Source organism: Joostella sp., assembly GCF_048266025.1.
In the GTDB taxonomy this organism is placed as follows: Bacteria; Bacteroidota; Bacteroidia; order Flavobacteriales; family Flavobacteriaceae; genus Galbibacter; species Galbibacter atrarenae.
This window is the reverse complement of the sequence record NZ_JBLXAF010000001.1, coordinates 948,668-962,503: the sequence shown is the minus strand read 5'-3', so window position 1 is coordinate 962,503 and position 13,836 is coordinate 948,668. Positions and strand designations below refer to the sequence as shown.

13 protein-coding genes are annotated in these 13,836 nt (G+C 32.7%); 1 reads left to right on the top strand and 12 read right to left on the bottom strand.

All coding sequences use genetic code 11. The annotated features are described in order from the left end of the window. Nucleotides 1-121: 121 nt before the first annotated feature. From ACN0TY_RS04100 to ACN0TY_RS04085, 4 genes are all read right to left on the bottom strand, one after another. Nucleotides 122-1,399, bottom strand: a complete 1,278-nt coding sequence (locus ACN0TY_RS04100) for a sensor histidine kinase (protein WP_417443464.1) — start codon at nucleotides 1,397-1,399, stop codon at nucleotides 122-124. Between the two features lie 184 nt (nucleotides 1,400-1,583). Beyond that, on the bottom strand, nucleotides 1,584-1,979 hold the full coding sequence (locus ACN0TY_RS04095) for a hypothetical protein (protein ID WP_417443463.1): 396 nt from the start codon (nucleotides 1,977-1,979) through the stop codon (nucleotides 1,584-1,586). 12 nt (nucleotides 1,980-1,991) lie between these two features. Further along, nucleotides 1,992-3,011: a phenylalanine--tRNA ligase subunit alpha gene (gene pheS / locus ACN0TY_RS04090; protein WP_236957776.1), complete on the bottom strand. Its 1,020-nt coding sequence runs from the start codon at nucleotides 3,009-3,011 to the stop codon at nucleotides 1,992-1,994. A gap of 111 nt (nucleotides 3,012-3,122) precedes the next feature. After that, on the bottom strand, nucleotides 3,123-3,479 hold the full coding sequence (locus ACN0TY_RS04085; RefSeq protein WP_417443462.1) for a hypothetical protein: 357 nt from the start codon (nucleotides 3,477-3,479) through the stop codon (nucleotides 3,123-3,125). 147 nt (nucleotides 3,480-3,626) lie between these two features. On the opposite strand from ACN0TY_RS04085, the gene ACN0TY_RS04080 reads away from it, so the two are divergent. Continuing rightward, entirely contained in the window at nucleotides 3,627-4,115 is a 489-nt protein-coding gene (locus ACN0TY_RS04080) for a CvpA family protein (protein ID WP_417443461.1), read from the top strand. 16 nt (nucleotides 4,116-4,131) lie between these two features. On the opposite strand, the gene ACN0TY_RS04075 is transcribed toward ACN0TY_RS04080, so the two are convergent. The 8 genes from ACN0TY_RS04075 to ACN0TY_RS04040 form a co-directional block, all read right to left on the bottom strand. Beyond that, nucleotides 4,132-5,973, bottom strand: a complete 1,842-nt coding sequence (locus ACN0TY_RS04075; protein ID WP_417443460.1) for a SulP family inorganic anion transporter — start codon at nucleotides 5,971-5,973, stop codon at nucleotides 4,132-4,134. 476 nt (nucleotides 5,974-6,449) lie between these two features. Next, nucleotides 6,450-7,076, bottom strand: a complete 627-nt coding sequence (locus ACN0TY_RS04070) for a carbonic anhydrase (RefSeq protein WP_236957772.1) — start codon at nucleotides 7,074-7,076, stop codon at nucleotides 6,450-6,452. Between the two features lie 43 nt (nucleotides 7,077-7,119). Further along, the gene (locus ACN0TY_RS04065) at nucleotides 7,120-8,700 is read right to left on the bottom strand and encodes a SulP family inorganic anion transporter (protein WP_417443459.1); all 1,581 of its coding nucleotides are present in this window, start codon (nucleotides 8,698-8,700) and stop codon (nucleotides 7,120-7,122) included. Between the two features lie 185 nt (nucleotides 8,701-8,885). Further along, nucleotides 8,886-9,143, bottom strand: coding sequence for a hypothetical protein (locus ACN0TY_RS04060; protein WP_236957770.1), 258 nt, complete (start codon nucleotides 9,141-9,143; stop codon nucleotides 8,886-8,888). Nucleotides 9,144-9,268: 125 nt separating this feature from the next. Then, nucleotides 9,269-10,051 carry a tetratricopeptide repeat protein gene (locus tag ACN0TY_RS04055; RefSeq protein WP_417443458.1) on the bottom strand — a complete coding sequence of 261 codons (783 nt, stop codon included), beginning with the start codon at nucleotides 10,049-10,051 and terminating at the stop codon, nucleotides 9,269-9,271. Beyond that, nucleotides 10,048-11,838, bottom strand: coding sequence for a BatD family protein (locus tag ACN0TY_RS04050; RefSeq protein ID WP_417443457.1), 1,791 nt, complete (start codon nucleotides 11,836-11,838; stop codon nucleotides 10,048-10,050). The genes ACN0TY_RS04055 and ACN0TY_RS04050 overlap by 4 nt, the downstream gene beginning before the upstream one ends. A 4-nt stretch (nucleotides 11,839-11,842) precedes the next feature. Beyond that, complete coding sequence (locus ACN0TY_RS04045) at nucleotides 11,843-12,811, bottom strand: tetratricopeptide repeat protein (RefSeq protein ID WP_417443456.1); 969 nt, start codon at nucleotides 12,809-12,811, stop codon at nucleotides 11,843-11,845. Next, nucleotides 12,786-13,835: a vWA domain-containing protein gene (locus tag ACN0TY_RS04040; protein ID WP_417443455.1), complete on the bottom strand. Its 1,050-nt coding sequence runs from the start codon at nucleotides 13,833-13,835 to the stop codon at nucleotides 12,786-12,788. The genes ACN0TY_RS04045 and ACN0TY_RS04040 overlap by 26 nt, the downstream gene beginning before the upstream one ends. Nucleotide 13,836: the final 1 nt, after the last annotated feature.

Here is a 13,836-nt window from a genome sequence, read left to right as displayed (position 1 = left end):
CGCTTAAAACGCTCATTATTAACTTATAAATATGTGTGGGGGAAATCTAAAAAAAGGGGAAAGGAACTAATATATGTTAAATATAGTGAAGAAATAATTCAAGTAGAAAAAAATATTTGTTTTATTGAGGGAGAATAAAAATAAATGTACTACCTACCTCATCATCTGCAGCAACAGTAATATCACCACCATGATGATACGCTAATTGTTTACAAATATTTATTCCTAAGCCCGTACCCTGCTCATTCATAGTTCCTGGCATGGAAGACACTTTTATATTTTTCTTGATTTTCTCTAAAACAGCTTCACTAACACCTACTCCAAAATCTTTTACATAAATATGAAGGCTCTTATTAATATCTCTTACTCCAATTTCAATCTTAGAATTTACATGAGAATATTTTATAGCATTAGAAAGTAAGTTTCTAATAATTACTGAAGACATATTCATATCCGCATTTATAATAAGATCTTTAGGGATTAAATTAACAATCTTGACCTCTTTAGATATATATGTGTTTTTAAACATTTCTATCTCTTCTTCAACTAAAGAATGAAGTGGGAAAGGTGTGATTTTCATTTCATGCTCTAAAGAATTGTTATGCACCCACTCCAATAAATTTCTAAGTAATTTACTTCCATTAGCAGTAGCTTCATCAAGCATTGCTTTATACTTATCAAACTTATCTTTAGAAAAATCTGCACGTTCCATTAAATCTAACAACATTCTAATATGAACAAAAGGAGTTTTCATATCATGACCCAATATTACAAACAACTCTTGGTTAGATTTATTTACCCGAATAAGTCTGTCGTTCTTAAGAGTAATATCATTATTAGCTTCTCTTAACTTAGACTGAAGACTTAATAGATGGACATACAAACGCTTTGCTATAATACCAGACCCAGATGAAATCACTAGATAATAAAATAATTTAGGAGTTGGAATATGTAAATCGATTGTAAACAAGTAATAAACCAAGAAAGTTGCAAAAATTAGATTTAATGCTATGCAATAGTTTATATGAAGAGGATCAACTAAAACCCCCATCCCAACAATTAATAAAACAAAAATAAGCTCCCCCTTTACAAAAAATGTAATTGCTGAATCTAAATTATGTATCCCTTCAATTGGTGCTGAAAAAGTTATAAAAAGAAGAATACAATACATTACGATAGTTAAAATCACCTTTAATGAAATGACCTTAAATCTATTTAACACTAATAAAGATAATATAATAAGAGTTATAAGTACATCTACACAACCTTTTATAAAATTACCATTGAGCACTAACTCATCATATGTTTCAAACAAAAAAGCAGAGATAATCACGCAAAGTGCTAAGAATCGAAGTTTTGTTATCTCATCTCTATCATCTGTAAAAAACCATAAATTCATAATAAAATTACTACCTCTAAAACTATTAAATCAAGCAATATATATAATCTATTTATTACATAGAATATATTCATTAAACGAAAATAATAATTTTAAGCTAATAACAACTATTTCAGATAAATAAAAATAGGGTTAATCAATTATAATAGTGATTACACCGAACAAATAATATGTTTTATGGGATTTATCTAGCTAAAACTCCCTCCACATCCATTAAAGGAATATTGATTTGATTACTCTCCGAGATCTGATGTGCATCAAAAATAAAATTTCTTTCATATAGCTTATTGTCTGCAAAAAAAGTTAAAAAGAATTCATTTTCTAATTTAAAAAGATCCTCATGAAGAAGTTCTACTTTACGAAAAGATTTTGCATCCAGATCACCAAGACCATGGCGCATGGTTGTAGTTTTCATTTCTTCGGCATACCCTTTGGAAACAAGAAGAGAAGCCTCCAAAGGGGTATTTCGATTATTAATAAGATAAATATACCATGTTTTAGATAGGTGTTTTTCATCCCACTCATTTACAGCGGCGATATAAACTTCTTCTGCAACTGGTATTTCAATATCTTTTTTCATCAGTAATATTATTTATAATACAGATTTAAATTGCTTTAAAAAACGAATATCATTTTCACTAAGCATTCTAATATCAGATATTTGATGTAGTAACAATGCAATTCTATCAATCCCCATTCCAAAGGCGAATCCTGAATATTCTTTAGAATCGATCCCACAGTTTTCCAATACATTTGGATCTACCATACCACAACCCATAATTTCTAACCAACCCGTACCTTTAGTCATTCTATAATCGGTTTCTGTTTCTAAACCCCAATATACATCCACCTCTGCACTTGGCTCTGTAAATGGGAAGTAAGAAGGACGTAAGCGAATTTTAGATTTTCCGAACATTTCGGTAGTAAAATACTGCAATGTCTGCTTTAAGTCTGCAAAAGAAACTCCTTTATCTATATAAAGACCTTCCACTTGGTGAAAGAAACAATGAGAACGTGAAGAAATTGCTTCATTTCTGAATACACGACCTGGAGAAATTGTTCTAATTGGTGGCTTGTTATTTTCCATGTAGCGCACTTGCACAGAAGATGTGTGTGTACGCAATAGAACATCTGGATCTTTTTGTACAAAAAAAGTATCCTGCATATCTCTTGCTGGATGATATTCAGGTAAATTTAAAGCTGTGAAATTATGCCAATCGTCTTCAATTTCTGGTCCTTCAGAAACATTAAACCCGATACGAGAAAAGATATCTATAATTTGATTCTTAACGATAGAAATTGGATGTCTCCCTCCAAGCTCTAATGGCATTCCAGGACGAGTTAAATCTCCATATTGATTACTATCTGCGTCATTATTTTCTAAGGCTTCTTTTAGAGAATTAACCTTTTCTTGAGCAGAAGTTTTCAACTGGTTAATTACCTGTCCAAATTCTTTTTTCTGTTCATTAGGAACATTTTTAAATTCAGCAAAAAAATCATTTAACAATCCTTTTTTTCCTAAATATTCAATTCTAAATGCTTCAACCTCATCTAAAGTAGCAGCTGTAAAGCTATTTACTTTTCCGATATGTTCCTTAATAGTATCTATCATAACCAACTTTTCTTTGGAAGGGCAAATTTAAAGATTTCTAAAGAATATAATGTAGTTTCCTCGAACTTATAATTCTTTTTAAAAACCATTTTTTAATAATACTTTTAAAAATTACTCGATATAACCACCTTCTATAAAATATTGAACAATCGCTTCTTTCATTAATACAGATTGCTCTCCTGCTTTAAGCACTGGCAATTGTTCTTTTATAGTATAATGCGGCCAACCATCATCATCAAAAAAATCAAACTCATAATAACCATAAGGCTCTAAAAGTCTACAAATAGCAATATGCATTAAATTAAGCTTCTCGTCTTTTTTAAACTTTCTATTTAGTTGCCCAAGTTCCTGAACACCTATTAAATATATAACTCCGTCAAGCTCTAACTCATCTCCATCAGCAAACTGATTGGATAATTTAGTAACCAACAAATCCCATTTCATCTTTAATACCTCGTCTCTTGCCATCTTTCAATTTTGTACAAAAATAGAAAGTTAATCCATAAGTATTTAACCGTTAACATTAATTCTTTATCCGCGATTAAAGAGGCCATCAATTATGGTCTTAATTATAATTTAAAAAAAGATTTATATTTGTTGAAAAGCAATCATTGCATGAACTTTATAGATATTATTATTGGCGGACTTATTCTATTTGGCTTAGTGCGTGGTTTTATGAAAGGTCTTTTCATTGAAATAGCTTCCTTGATTGCTTTAGTATTAGGTATATATGGCGCCATCCATTTTTCCTATTTTATTGGAGACTATTTAAAAGAACAGGTTAGCTGGGATGAAAAATACATTAGCCTCACTGCTTTTGCAATTACATTTATATTAATAATATTAGCTGTTTCTTTAATTGGAAAGCTCCTTACCAAAATAGCTAATCTAGCCGCTTTAGGACTCTTAAATAGGATTTCAGGAGGCGTTTTTGGAGGATTAAAGATTGCTATTATCCTTGGAGCCATCTTAATTTTTATAGACCGTTCTAACCAAACAATAGAGTTTATAAACCAGAAAACCCTCGAAAACTCCGCTACTTATGAACCTGTAAAAAGTATCGGAAATTTTGTTTTTGACTGGGTTCTAAAAGAAACATCTTAATAATTCAGCCTTACCCTTACTTCTTAGGATATTCATCCTTTACATTCATTTTTATATAGAGCAAGCACTCATTAAAATCTTTAAAAACATGATTTTCTGGCACTAATCTTGGAATCAGAGAGACTCTTTCCATTAGATATCTAGGCTGCTTATTAACATCTACAAATAAAATTTCTATATTGGCACTACTGAGTTCTATCAACACATCTTCCATTGCATACACTCCAGACTGATCCATATAGGGAACTTTATCCATTCTGATAACCACATGAGAAGCAGTCATAGGGATTTGAGATGAAAGGTGTTGGAATTCACTCGTAAACCCAAAGAAAAGAGGCCCTTTTAAATGCTTAATAAAGACTTCCTCTTTCAAGCTTTCTGGGAAATCCATCTCATCTTTCCAGTCTTCTTCTTTTAACATTTTTACATCAGATGCTTGTGCTGTATGATCTCCAATTTTCTTCATAAACACCAAAGCAGCAATCACCAAACCGATCCCTACAGCGTATACTAAATTCCAAAAAGTAGAAAGTAACATTACCGTTACCATTATAAAAACTTCACTTTTTGGCATATTCGGAATTGCTTTTAATCCCTTATAATCCATAACTCCAAGACCTACTGTAACCAAAATACCTGCTAAAACAGCAGCAGGAATCTTAGATGCAATAGGACCTAATGCTAATAATACAATCAGTAAAAGAATTCCAGCCATCATACCAGAAAGACGCGTTGCACCTCCTGCTTTAATATTAACTACTGTTCTTATGGTTGCTCCAGCCCCAGGCAATCCAGCAAATAAGGCGGCTATACTATTACCAATACCTTGTCCTATTAATTCTTTATTAGGTTTATGTTTTGTTTTAGTCATATTATCGGCAACAACAGAAGTTAATAGCGAGTCAATACCTCCTAATAACGCCAAAGTAAAAGCAGTGAAAATATAAGGCAATATAGAGGAGATACTAAACGATGTAAATATTTCGAAGTGTGGAATTGGGAATCCTCCAGGAATCTCTTGTATGGGACGATAATCTAATCCTAATATCATTGCCGCTCCAGAGACCACTAATAATGAAACTAATGTGCTTGGAATAGCGGTTGTAATTCGCTTAAATCCGTATATAATGAATATGGTAATCAGTCCTAAAGCAAGTTCTAACCAATTTATATTGTTCAAAGCACGAGGAAAAGTCTTAATAGCTCCTATGACACCAGAAGCAGATTTTTTAGCTAATACAACAGCTTCAGTATGGATCTTATCATCATCAATTTCTTCAGCTCTACTTACTGTTTCTTTAAAATCATCTAGCACCAAAATACCTTCTCCGGCTTCTTCCTTTAAAATCCTATCTAATAATATCTCCTCAGCATAGGGAGTAAACTCACTCACAAAAGCTTTATCTTCTTTAGGATAGTACCCAACCATTGGGAGCAATTGGGTAATCAAAATAATTACTCCAATAGCGGTCATAAAACCAGAAACTACAGGATATGGTATATATTTAATATACACTCCAACACCAGCAAGTCCGAACGCTACTTGCATCAATCCCGCTAGGAGAAAAACAGCTAAGATAGCAGGTAAAGCTTGCGCAACATCCCCATCATTAGCGCCAATAATACTTGCTATTACGACCATACTTACAGCAGTCATCGGAGCAGTTGGGCCAGAAATCTGTGTATTAGTTCCGCCAAATAGCGCTGCAAAGAAACTTAAAAATATAGCTCCATAAAGTCCCGCGCTAGGACCTAACCCTGAACTAACACCAAAAGCTAACGCTAGTGGTAATGCTACTATTCCTGCTGTGATACCTCCAAAAGCATCATTTTTAAAATTGGAGAAAAAATTCTTCATTCACTAAATTCTTTTATTTATTTCGAATTTTCTTACGAAGTCGTGCGAAAATTAGACATATACCTAAAAAACAAGTATTTATGCGGTCATAATGTATAACAAAATAATGTAACTAAAAATAAAATTATAAGAAACAGATGACATTATATTAAAAATATTTCATTATTAATTCAAGAAATATAGAATAAAATTTAAATAATAATGCACTACAACCAGAATAACTAACTTAAAGCCTTATAAATTGGAGATTAAAATTAAAACAGAGATGAACTTTAGGTTAGAAATAAAAGAAGAAATCTATAAAGTATACAACACAAAGGCTAAAAGGATACATCTTTAAAAGAACAACTAAGATATATAACAGTAGAAAGCAAAAAATCCTGCGGAGAAAACTCCGCAGGATTTTTTTTGCCCTCAATATCATCACAAAAACAAATGATGATATAAAATATTATTTGATTTTGATATCTCTTACTTTAGTCTAAGTGATAAATCTCCATGATATTATTTAAAATACCATCAAGATCAATCTTTAAGTCGATTAACTTTCCTGTGTGAATATCAAACACCCAACCATGTACTTTTAAGCTTCTATCTCTATATGCTTTTTGTACTGTAGCCGTCTTAATAAGGTTTACGCATTGCTCTTGAACGTTTAATTCAACTAAACGATCGTAACGTTTATCTTCATCCTCAATAGCATTTAATTCGGTTTTATGTAAACGATACACATCACGAATATTTCTTAACCATGGATTTAAAATTCCTAAATCAGCAGATTGCATAGCTGCTTTCACTCCACCGCAAGAATAATGACCACATACTACAACATGGTTTACTTTTAAATGATTAACAGCATAATCTAATACAGACATTGCATTTAAATCTGTACCTACCACCATGTTTGCAATATTTCTATGTACAAAAACTTCACCCGGTGTTAAACCCATTAAATCTTCAGCTGTAACTCTACTATCAGAACATCCTATATACAATAGCTCAGGACTTTGCCCTTTCCCTAATTCTTCAAAATAATTTGAGTCTACATCGAGTTTAGATTGAATCCACTTTTTATTATTATCGAATACCGTTTCTAAATTCATATTTATATATTTTTTCTAAAATTAAACTTTTTTAAATAAACAATTAAGCCGCTTTTCTATTTTTTGATCTAAAAAATTCAGTAAAACTTTTCGGATTGTAAAGAACTCCTTTATCGGAAATCAATTTAACTTCAATATTTTTATCTTTAGCTTTAATAGCAAAATCATCAAGAATTTCTAAAATATCATAATTTAATCGCAAAGTCTTACTCACATCCAATTCCAACAATGTATCTTCTGGAAGTGCATTAAGCTCCTTTAAAATAGCGCCTTTATTAAGAAAAGAAATCTCTTCTGCTAAAGTCATTTTAACAACATGACTTCCATCTTCTGTTTTCTGAATATGCAAGAAATGTGAATTTTGATAATTTTTAATTAGAATTATTGTAATCCCTACGGCCAATCCTAAACCGATTCCTACTAATAAATCTGTAAACACTACACCGAAAACAGTTACAATAAAAGGAATAAACTGCTCACTTCCTAACTTAAACATTTGCTTAAATAAAGCTGGTTTTGCTAGTTTATAACCTACAATTAATAAAATTGCAGCTAATACTGCTAATGGAATTTTATTAAGTAACAACGGAATCAAAATTACCGATCCTAGCAATAAAAATCCATGAATAATTGCTGATAATTTTGTCTTACCTCCTGATTGAAGGTTCGCAGAACTACGAACAATTACTTGTGTAATTGGAAGCCCTCCAATAAGTCCAGAAACAATATTTCCTGTTCCCTGAGCAAAAAGCTCTCTATTTGTTGGAGTTGTTCTTTTCTCTGGATCTAACTTATCTGTAGCTTCTACACACAATAGTGTTTCTAAACTAGCCACAATAGCAATTGTTACCCCTGCAACCCATACTTGCGGATTTGTAATCGCTCCAAAATTAGGGAATGTAAACTGACTCATAAAATCTGTTGCACTCTCTGGAACTGGTACAGAAACTAAATGATTTTTTGCTATTGCAAGCGAAGAAGTTGGATCTACAAACATATAATATAAAATACCTACAACTACTGCTACTAACGGCCCTGGTATAATTTTAAATATATCGTGTTTTTTTGATAAAACTTTCTCCCAAAATAATAAAATGAGTAGCGAAATACACGTTACTAAAAGAGCTCCAGGAGAAATAAAATCAAACATTGCTCCTATTGCTGAAAACGTATTCTCTCCATCCATTTGGAAGAAATTTAAATCTCCCTCATAATCAGAATCATATCCAAATGCATGAGGAATTTGTTTTAAAAAGATAATAATACCTATGGCTGCCAACATTCCTTTAATTACAGACGAAGGGAAATAATATCCAATAATACCAGCTTTTAACACTCCCAATAAGATTTGAAGCGCACCACCAATAATTACTGCTACTAAAAAGTTCTCGAATCCTAAATTAGCTATCGCAGCTAAAACTATAACTGCTAAACCTGCTGCTGGTCCACTAACTCCTATGGACGAACCACTCAAGCTTCCTACTACAATCCCTCCTACAATTCCAGCTATCAAACCAGAAAACAATGGCGCTCCACTGGCCAATGCAATTCCCAGACATAATGGAAGGGCTACAAAAAATACGACAAGACTAGCCGGTAAATCTTTTTTTAAATGTTTAAACATATCTAACTATATTATACCTCCGCGTAACGCGAAAGCCTATTGAAACTTTACTATAAATCTTATTTGAAAAACGAAACTATAATAAATTAGATCCTATTTATTTCATTACTGATGTACTAACTGAGTTAAACAAAAATTTATGCTGAACTATTCGTAATTTCAAAAATGAATTCTGATCTAATTAATTATACAGTAAAGGCCTCTGGAGGCGGTATAATAACATCCATTACTTGATCGTAATGGCGCTTGAAGTAGTAAAAATAATTTTCTTTTTTCTTAGAAATCTGGGAGAGCTGTAAGTTTAAGTCCTTAGGGTAAGGCATTTCTTTAACTTCTTTCAACCCATTTGTATTGGTATCTTTCTTTTCTTCTTCTGCTAAATTATAATAATAGGCTATATCTGCACCTTTCTCTACTACCGTTAAAATTGCCGGTGTTATCAAGAAAGAGCAGAATATGAATAAAAAAAAACAAACAAATATTTTCTTATTTGTATCCAATGCTAGCAAATTACATTACAATAAATGTAAAGATAATATTTGTTATTGATTTTTCTGTTAAGGAACAACTAAAAATCTTTGATTATTTTTATCTCACTGCTTGGCAACCAACCGATTTTACCGTCTGTAAGCCTAATTTTCTTCCATTCTCCAACGGTATCTAAAACGTTTACTTTGGTTCCTTCGTGTAGTAAAAAAACCTCAGTACTCCCCATGTTTGGTTCGGACATAACTGGTGTTCCTTTTGCAAATATTATAGCAGGATCTTTAGCATTTACAGCTCCATATTGAGAATGTGCAAATACAAAACTACCAATAGAAGCTATCATGAAAATTATACTGATAGCGAAAAATACTCGCTTCTTAGTATGGTAATTAGCAAAATAATAAAGTAAGAAAGCTAACACAAACAAAACCATAAAGACAATAGCTAAAATCGCCCATGTTGCGTAAGAGAACTTATTAATTAATTTCCCAAAAATCTTATCTATCCCTACTTGTGGTAATACTTCAATAGCATCAACAGTCATTTGTTGAGCGAACTTTAAGTTGTTTTTTACATCCTCATCGTCAGGATTCAACAATAAAGCTTTTTCATAATAATAAATGCTCGGTGCTATTTCATTCAATTTATAATATGAATTAGCTAAGTTATAATACAATGCTACAGAGTGAAGATTCCCTTTTTCTGCCTTTAAATATGCATCTATAGCTTCTTGATATTCACCGTCGTGATAAAAATCATTTCCTTCTTGAAATGAAGACTCCTGCTGTGCTAATCCTGAAACAGAAATTAACAAGAAAAGGACGAGCACAATACTTTTATATAAAATTTTATAACCTCGAATCATGATCTAAACTGTTTATCGATTAACGAAATAACTTCGGCTGCTTTATTATAATCATTCTGCATCTCAGCAATCGTACTCGGAGAATACCTTGCCAACTCACAACTTTTTAATAATGCAATAAACTCATTTACAACCTGCTCATCCACACTCTTAGACAGCAATAATTCACTAATTTTCTCTTTACTAAATTCTGAAGTCACTAACTTTAATTTCGCACGTAAATAATTATGCAGCGCTCGCTCTAAAGACTCATAGAAAGCTTCTTTATTACCTAAATTACGTTTGGCTTCAGATAAATATTTCTTAGCAAGCTTATTAGCCTTTCTCACACGATTTCCAACAACATCTCCAGCCATAGCTGCTCTTTTCTTACCTATCATAATTGCAATAGGGATTAACAATAAAGGAGCTAATAATAATATATAATACAAAATAGAACCAAAGAAGACATTCGCTTTCTTAGACACAAAATCAGCATCCAATTTTATATATCTAAACTGATCTCCAATAGTTGAAACTGGTTGCTTATTTAAAGTACTACTATCTGCATTATCATTTGTTGCATTCGCAACAGAAGCACTTGTAGGCCCTTCATACACATTAATTACCGACTGCTGGGAAGTTATCGTTTTATATGCTTCTTCCTTTGGATCGAAATATGAAAAAGCAACGCCTGGAATTGGATATTTCCCCTTGTACTGAGGAACAATGGTATAATTATCGGAAATCTCACCACTCATTCCAGATAAGTTCGTAGAAACACTTTCTTCATGCTCTGGCTCATATACTTCCAAAGAGCTTGGTAGCGTTAACTTTGGTAAGCTAATAAGTTTTAAATTACCCTTTCCAGATACTTTTATCTTAGCACTTAAAGATTCGTTTGCTTTAAGATCAGATTTTGAAGTAATCACATCAAAATCAAATTGCCCTACAGCACCAGTAAAACCATCAGGCTTTCCTTTTGTAGGCAACGGACGAACATTAAGTTTTCTTTGCCCAGCAGTAACTGTTTTATGAGTTTGCGTAAACAATCTACCTCCAAAAACATCCCTTCTATTAGTAGGCACATCTACCGTTACATCTAAAGAAAGTGGCTCTATCTCTAAAGATCCCGTTTTTTGAGGATATAAAACAACTCTTTTAAGAACTACAAAGCGATATTGCTTTCCATTATACAATCCATTCTCAACATTATATCTTTTAACCTTTATATCTTGAGACCAGAAATTATTATACGTAGGATTTGCTTTAGGCACAAAATTAGACACATTAATACTTGGGCTTACATAAAGCTTATAAACAACGCTTACCGCTTCATTTAAATAAGGACTAGCGTCAGAGACTTCGGCTACCAAATGTAAATTCTCTCCAGCAATTTCGTCTGCTGAAGGAGGAGCGTTCGGATCGCTAACTGCACCAGTAACTTCTATCTTTATTGGAAATGTTTTATAAGTACTTCCATCAATCTCTACTTTTGCTTGATTAATTGTAAAATTCCCTTTTGAAATAGGAGAAATTATATAAGAATATGATTTCGAAAAAGAACGTTTTCCATTCACCCATGAATGACTCACAGATTGATTTGGTCCCATTTCTACTCTAAAGCCTTCAAAAGAAGGAGGTACAAAATTATCTCCATCTTTATTCATACTAAATTCAATACGTAAGCGCTCATTCACACCAAGCTTCTGCTTGCTGGCCTTGGCCTCAAACTGTACCTCATCTTGGGAATATACATTCCCAAAAAATCCTATAATAAAAGCTATTATTAATATTCTAATCTTCATTTCTCTACCAATCTTTTTCAGATTTTACTGGCGCACCTTTTATTTTTTCAGCATTTACTTTCTCCTGAACTTTCTTCTCCTCATTATTCATAGCCTCCAAAATATTTCTCACCTGCTGCGGTGATAACTGATCTGGTCTAGGCTGTTGTTGCTGCTCTTCAGGTTTACCTTCAGGATTCTGCTTCTGCTGATCTTGTTTATCATTCTTTCCTTCATCCTGGTTTTTATCTTCAGGATTCTCTCCTTGCTCATCTTTATTGTCTCCCTCTTTATTCTCGTCACCTTCCTCACCTTGATCGTCTTTTTTATCTTCCCCTTCATCACCATCTTTCTTATCTTGATCGTCTTGATTCTGATCCTGATTCTCTTGGTTGTCTTTATTCTCGTCTTGGTTTTGGTCGTCTTTATTCTGATTATCCTTATTCTCGTCTTGCTGCTTTTTAAGCATTTCTTTGGCTAAGGCAAGATTATAACGTGTTTCTTCATCAGATGGGTCGTTTCTAAGCGCTTCTTTATACGCTTCTACTGCTTTCTGGTACTCTTTATTCTTCATGAATACATTTCCCAAGTTATGATATGCGCTATGTCTTTCTTCTTTAGTTTCTGCTGTGGTTCCCGCTTCTTTATATCGCATAAAAGCTTCGCCCATACTCTCATCCTTATAATAAACGTTTCCTAAATTATATTTAGCTTTTGCATTTGCAGAACTCTTAGCTATAGCCTTACGATATTCTACTTCAGCAGCAACAGCGTCATCACTTTCTGATAAAATTTCGTTTCCTTCATAAGTATAACCTTTTGACTCAGATAAAGCCTTCTCTTTAGCTTTTTCTAAAGCTTCTGAATCTTGTGCAGCTATTTGAGCTACGGAAAAAAGTGCTAAAACAGTTAGGAAAACAATTCTAGCATCCATAGAAAATCGCTCTTTTATAGCTATTGTTTTTATATTATTTTTCATCTTTCTTTCGCTCATTAAACAAGTTTAATTTCTGAATCCAAACCGTTTTTCTTTCCAATAAGAAAATATCTAGGAACAAAAATATAATTGCCGCAGCAATAAACCATTGAAACTGATCTTTAAAATCTGCATATTGCTTAGACTCAAATTCAGTTTTATCCATCCTTGCCAAGGTATCTGTAACAAAATCTACAACCTCCCCTGTATTAGATCCATTAATATAAGATCCATCTCCTTCCGAAGCAATCCCATCTAAAATAGTCTCGTTAAGCTGTGTAATTACAACTTCACCATTTCTATCCTTTTTATAAGAATCTATAATTCCATTTACTCTAATAGGAATTGGCCCTCCTTTTGGTGTTCCTACCCCAATAGTATATATTTTAATTCCTGCTTCACGTGCTTTCTCAACCGACTCAATTGCCATGTCGGAATGGTCTTCTCCGTCAGAAATTAAAAACAATACACGATTTGTTTGATCTTGGTCGTCGTAATATGTAGTTGCTAACGAAATGGCTTCATTTATTGCCGTTCCTTGCGAAGACATCATATCGGTATTCATACTCTGCAAAAACATTTTCCCAGCAGAATAATCGGTTGTAATTGGTAACTGCGGATATGCTTGCCCAGCGTACGCAATAATCCCTATACGATCACTAGCAAGATTGTTTATTATCTCTGAAACTATCCGTTTTGCTTTCTCTAATCTATTTGGTGCAATATCTTCTGCAGCCATACTTTTAGAAACATCAATAGCAAAAACAATATCTACTCCTTCTCGTTTAACTGTTTCGAGTTTAGAACCAATCTTTGGATTAACCAATGCAACTGCCAAACATGCTATCGCTAAAAGTAAAAACAATAACTTAATAAACGGTTTAAAGCTCGATCTATTAGGACTTAATTTATCGAGCAATGTTGTATCTGCAAACTTCTTCTGAGTTCTTCTTTGCCAGAATTTAAACCCTAAAAAAAGCAGCAACAATATTGGTATTAAAACCAATAAATAGAAATATATTTTTTCGTCTAATTGATACATA

Excerpts from the sequence above, each read along its gene's own strand:
- pheS (WP_236957776.1), bottom strand. The coding sequence starts at position 3,011 with ATGATAGATACTATTAAGGAACATATCGGAAAAGTAAATAGCTTTACA.
- ACN0TY_RS04095 (WP_417443463.1), bottom strand. The coding sequence starts at position 1,979 with ATGAAAAAAGATATTGAAATACCAGTTGCAGAAGAAGTTTATATCGCC.
- ACN0TY_RS04065 (WP_417443459.1), bottom strand. The coding sequence starts at position 8,700 with ATGTTTAAACATTTAAAAAAAGATTTACCGGCTAGTCTTGTCGTATTT.
- ACN0TY_RS04050 (WP_417443457.1), bottom strand. The coding sequence starts at position 11,838 with ATGAAGATTAGAATATTAATAATAGCTTTTATTATAGGATTTTTTGGG.
- ACN0TY_RS04040 (WP_417443455.1), bottom strand. The coding sequence starts at position 13,835 with ATGTATCAATTAGACGAAAAAATATATTTCTATTTATTGGTTTTAATA.
- ACN0TY_RS04100 (WP_417443464.1), bottom strand. The coding sequence starts at position 1,399 with ATGAATTTATGGTTTTTTACAGATGATAGAGATGAGATAACAAAACTT.
- ACN0TY_RS04075 (WP_417443460.1), bottom strand. The coding sequence starts at position 5,973 with ATGAAGAATTTTTTCTCCAATTTTAAAAATGATGCTTTTGGAGGTATC.
- ACN0TY_RS04085 (WP_417443462.1), bottom strand. The coding sequence starts at position 3,479 with ATGGCAAGAGACGAGGTATTAAAGATGAAATGGGATTTGTTGGTTACT.
- ACN0TY_RS04055 (WP_417443458.1), bottom strand. The coding sequence starts at position 10,051 with ATGATTCGAGGTTATAAAATTTTATATAAAAGTATTGTGCTCGTCCTT.
- ACN0TY_RS04070 (WP_236957772.1), bottom strand. The coding sequence starts at position 7,076 with ATGAATTTAGAAACGGTATTCGATAATAATAAAAAGTGGATTCAATCT.
- ACN0TY_RS04080 (WP_417443461.1), top strand. The coding sequence starts at position 3,627 with ATGAACTTTATAGATATTATTATTGGCGGACTTATTCTATTTGGCTTA.
- ACN0TY_RS04045 (WP_417443456.1), bottom strand. The coding sequence starts at position 12,811 with ATGAGCGAAAGAAAGATGAAAAATAATATAAAAACAATAGCTATAAAA.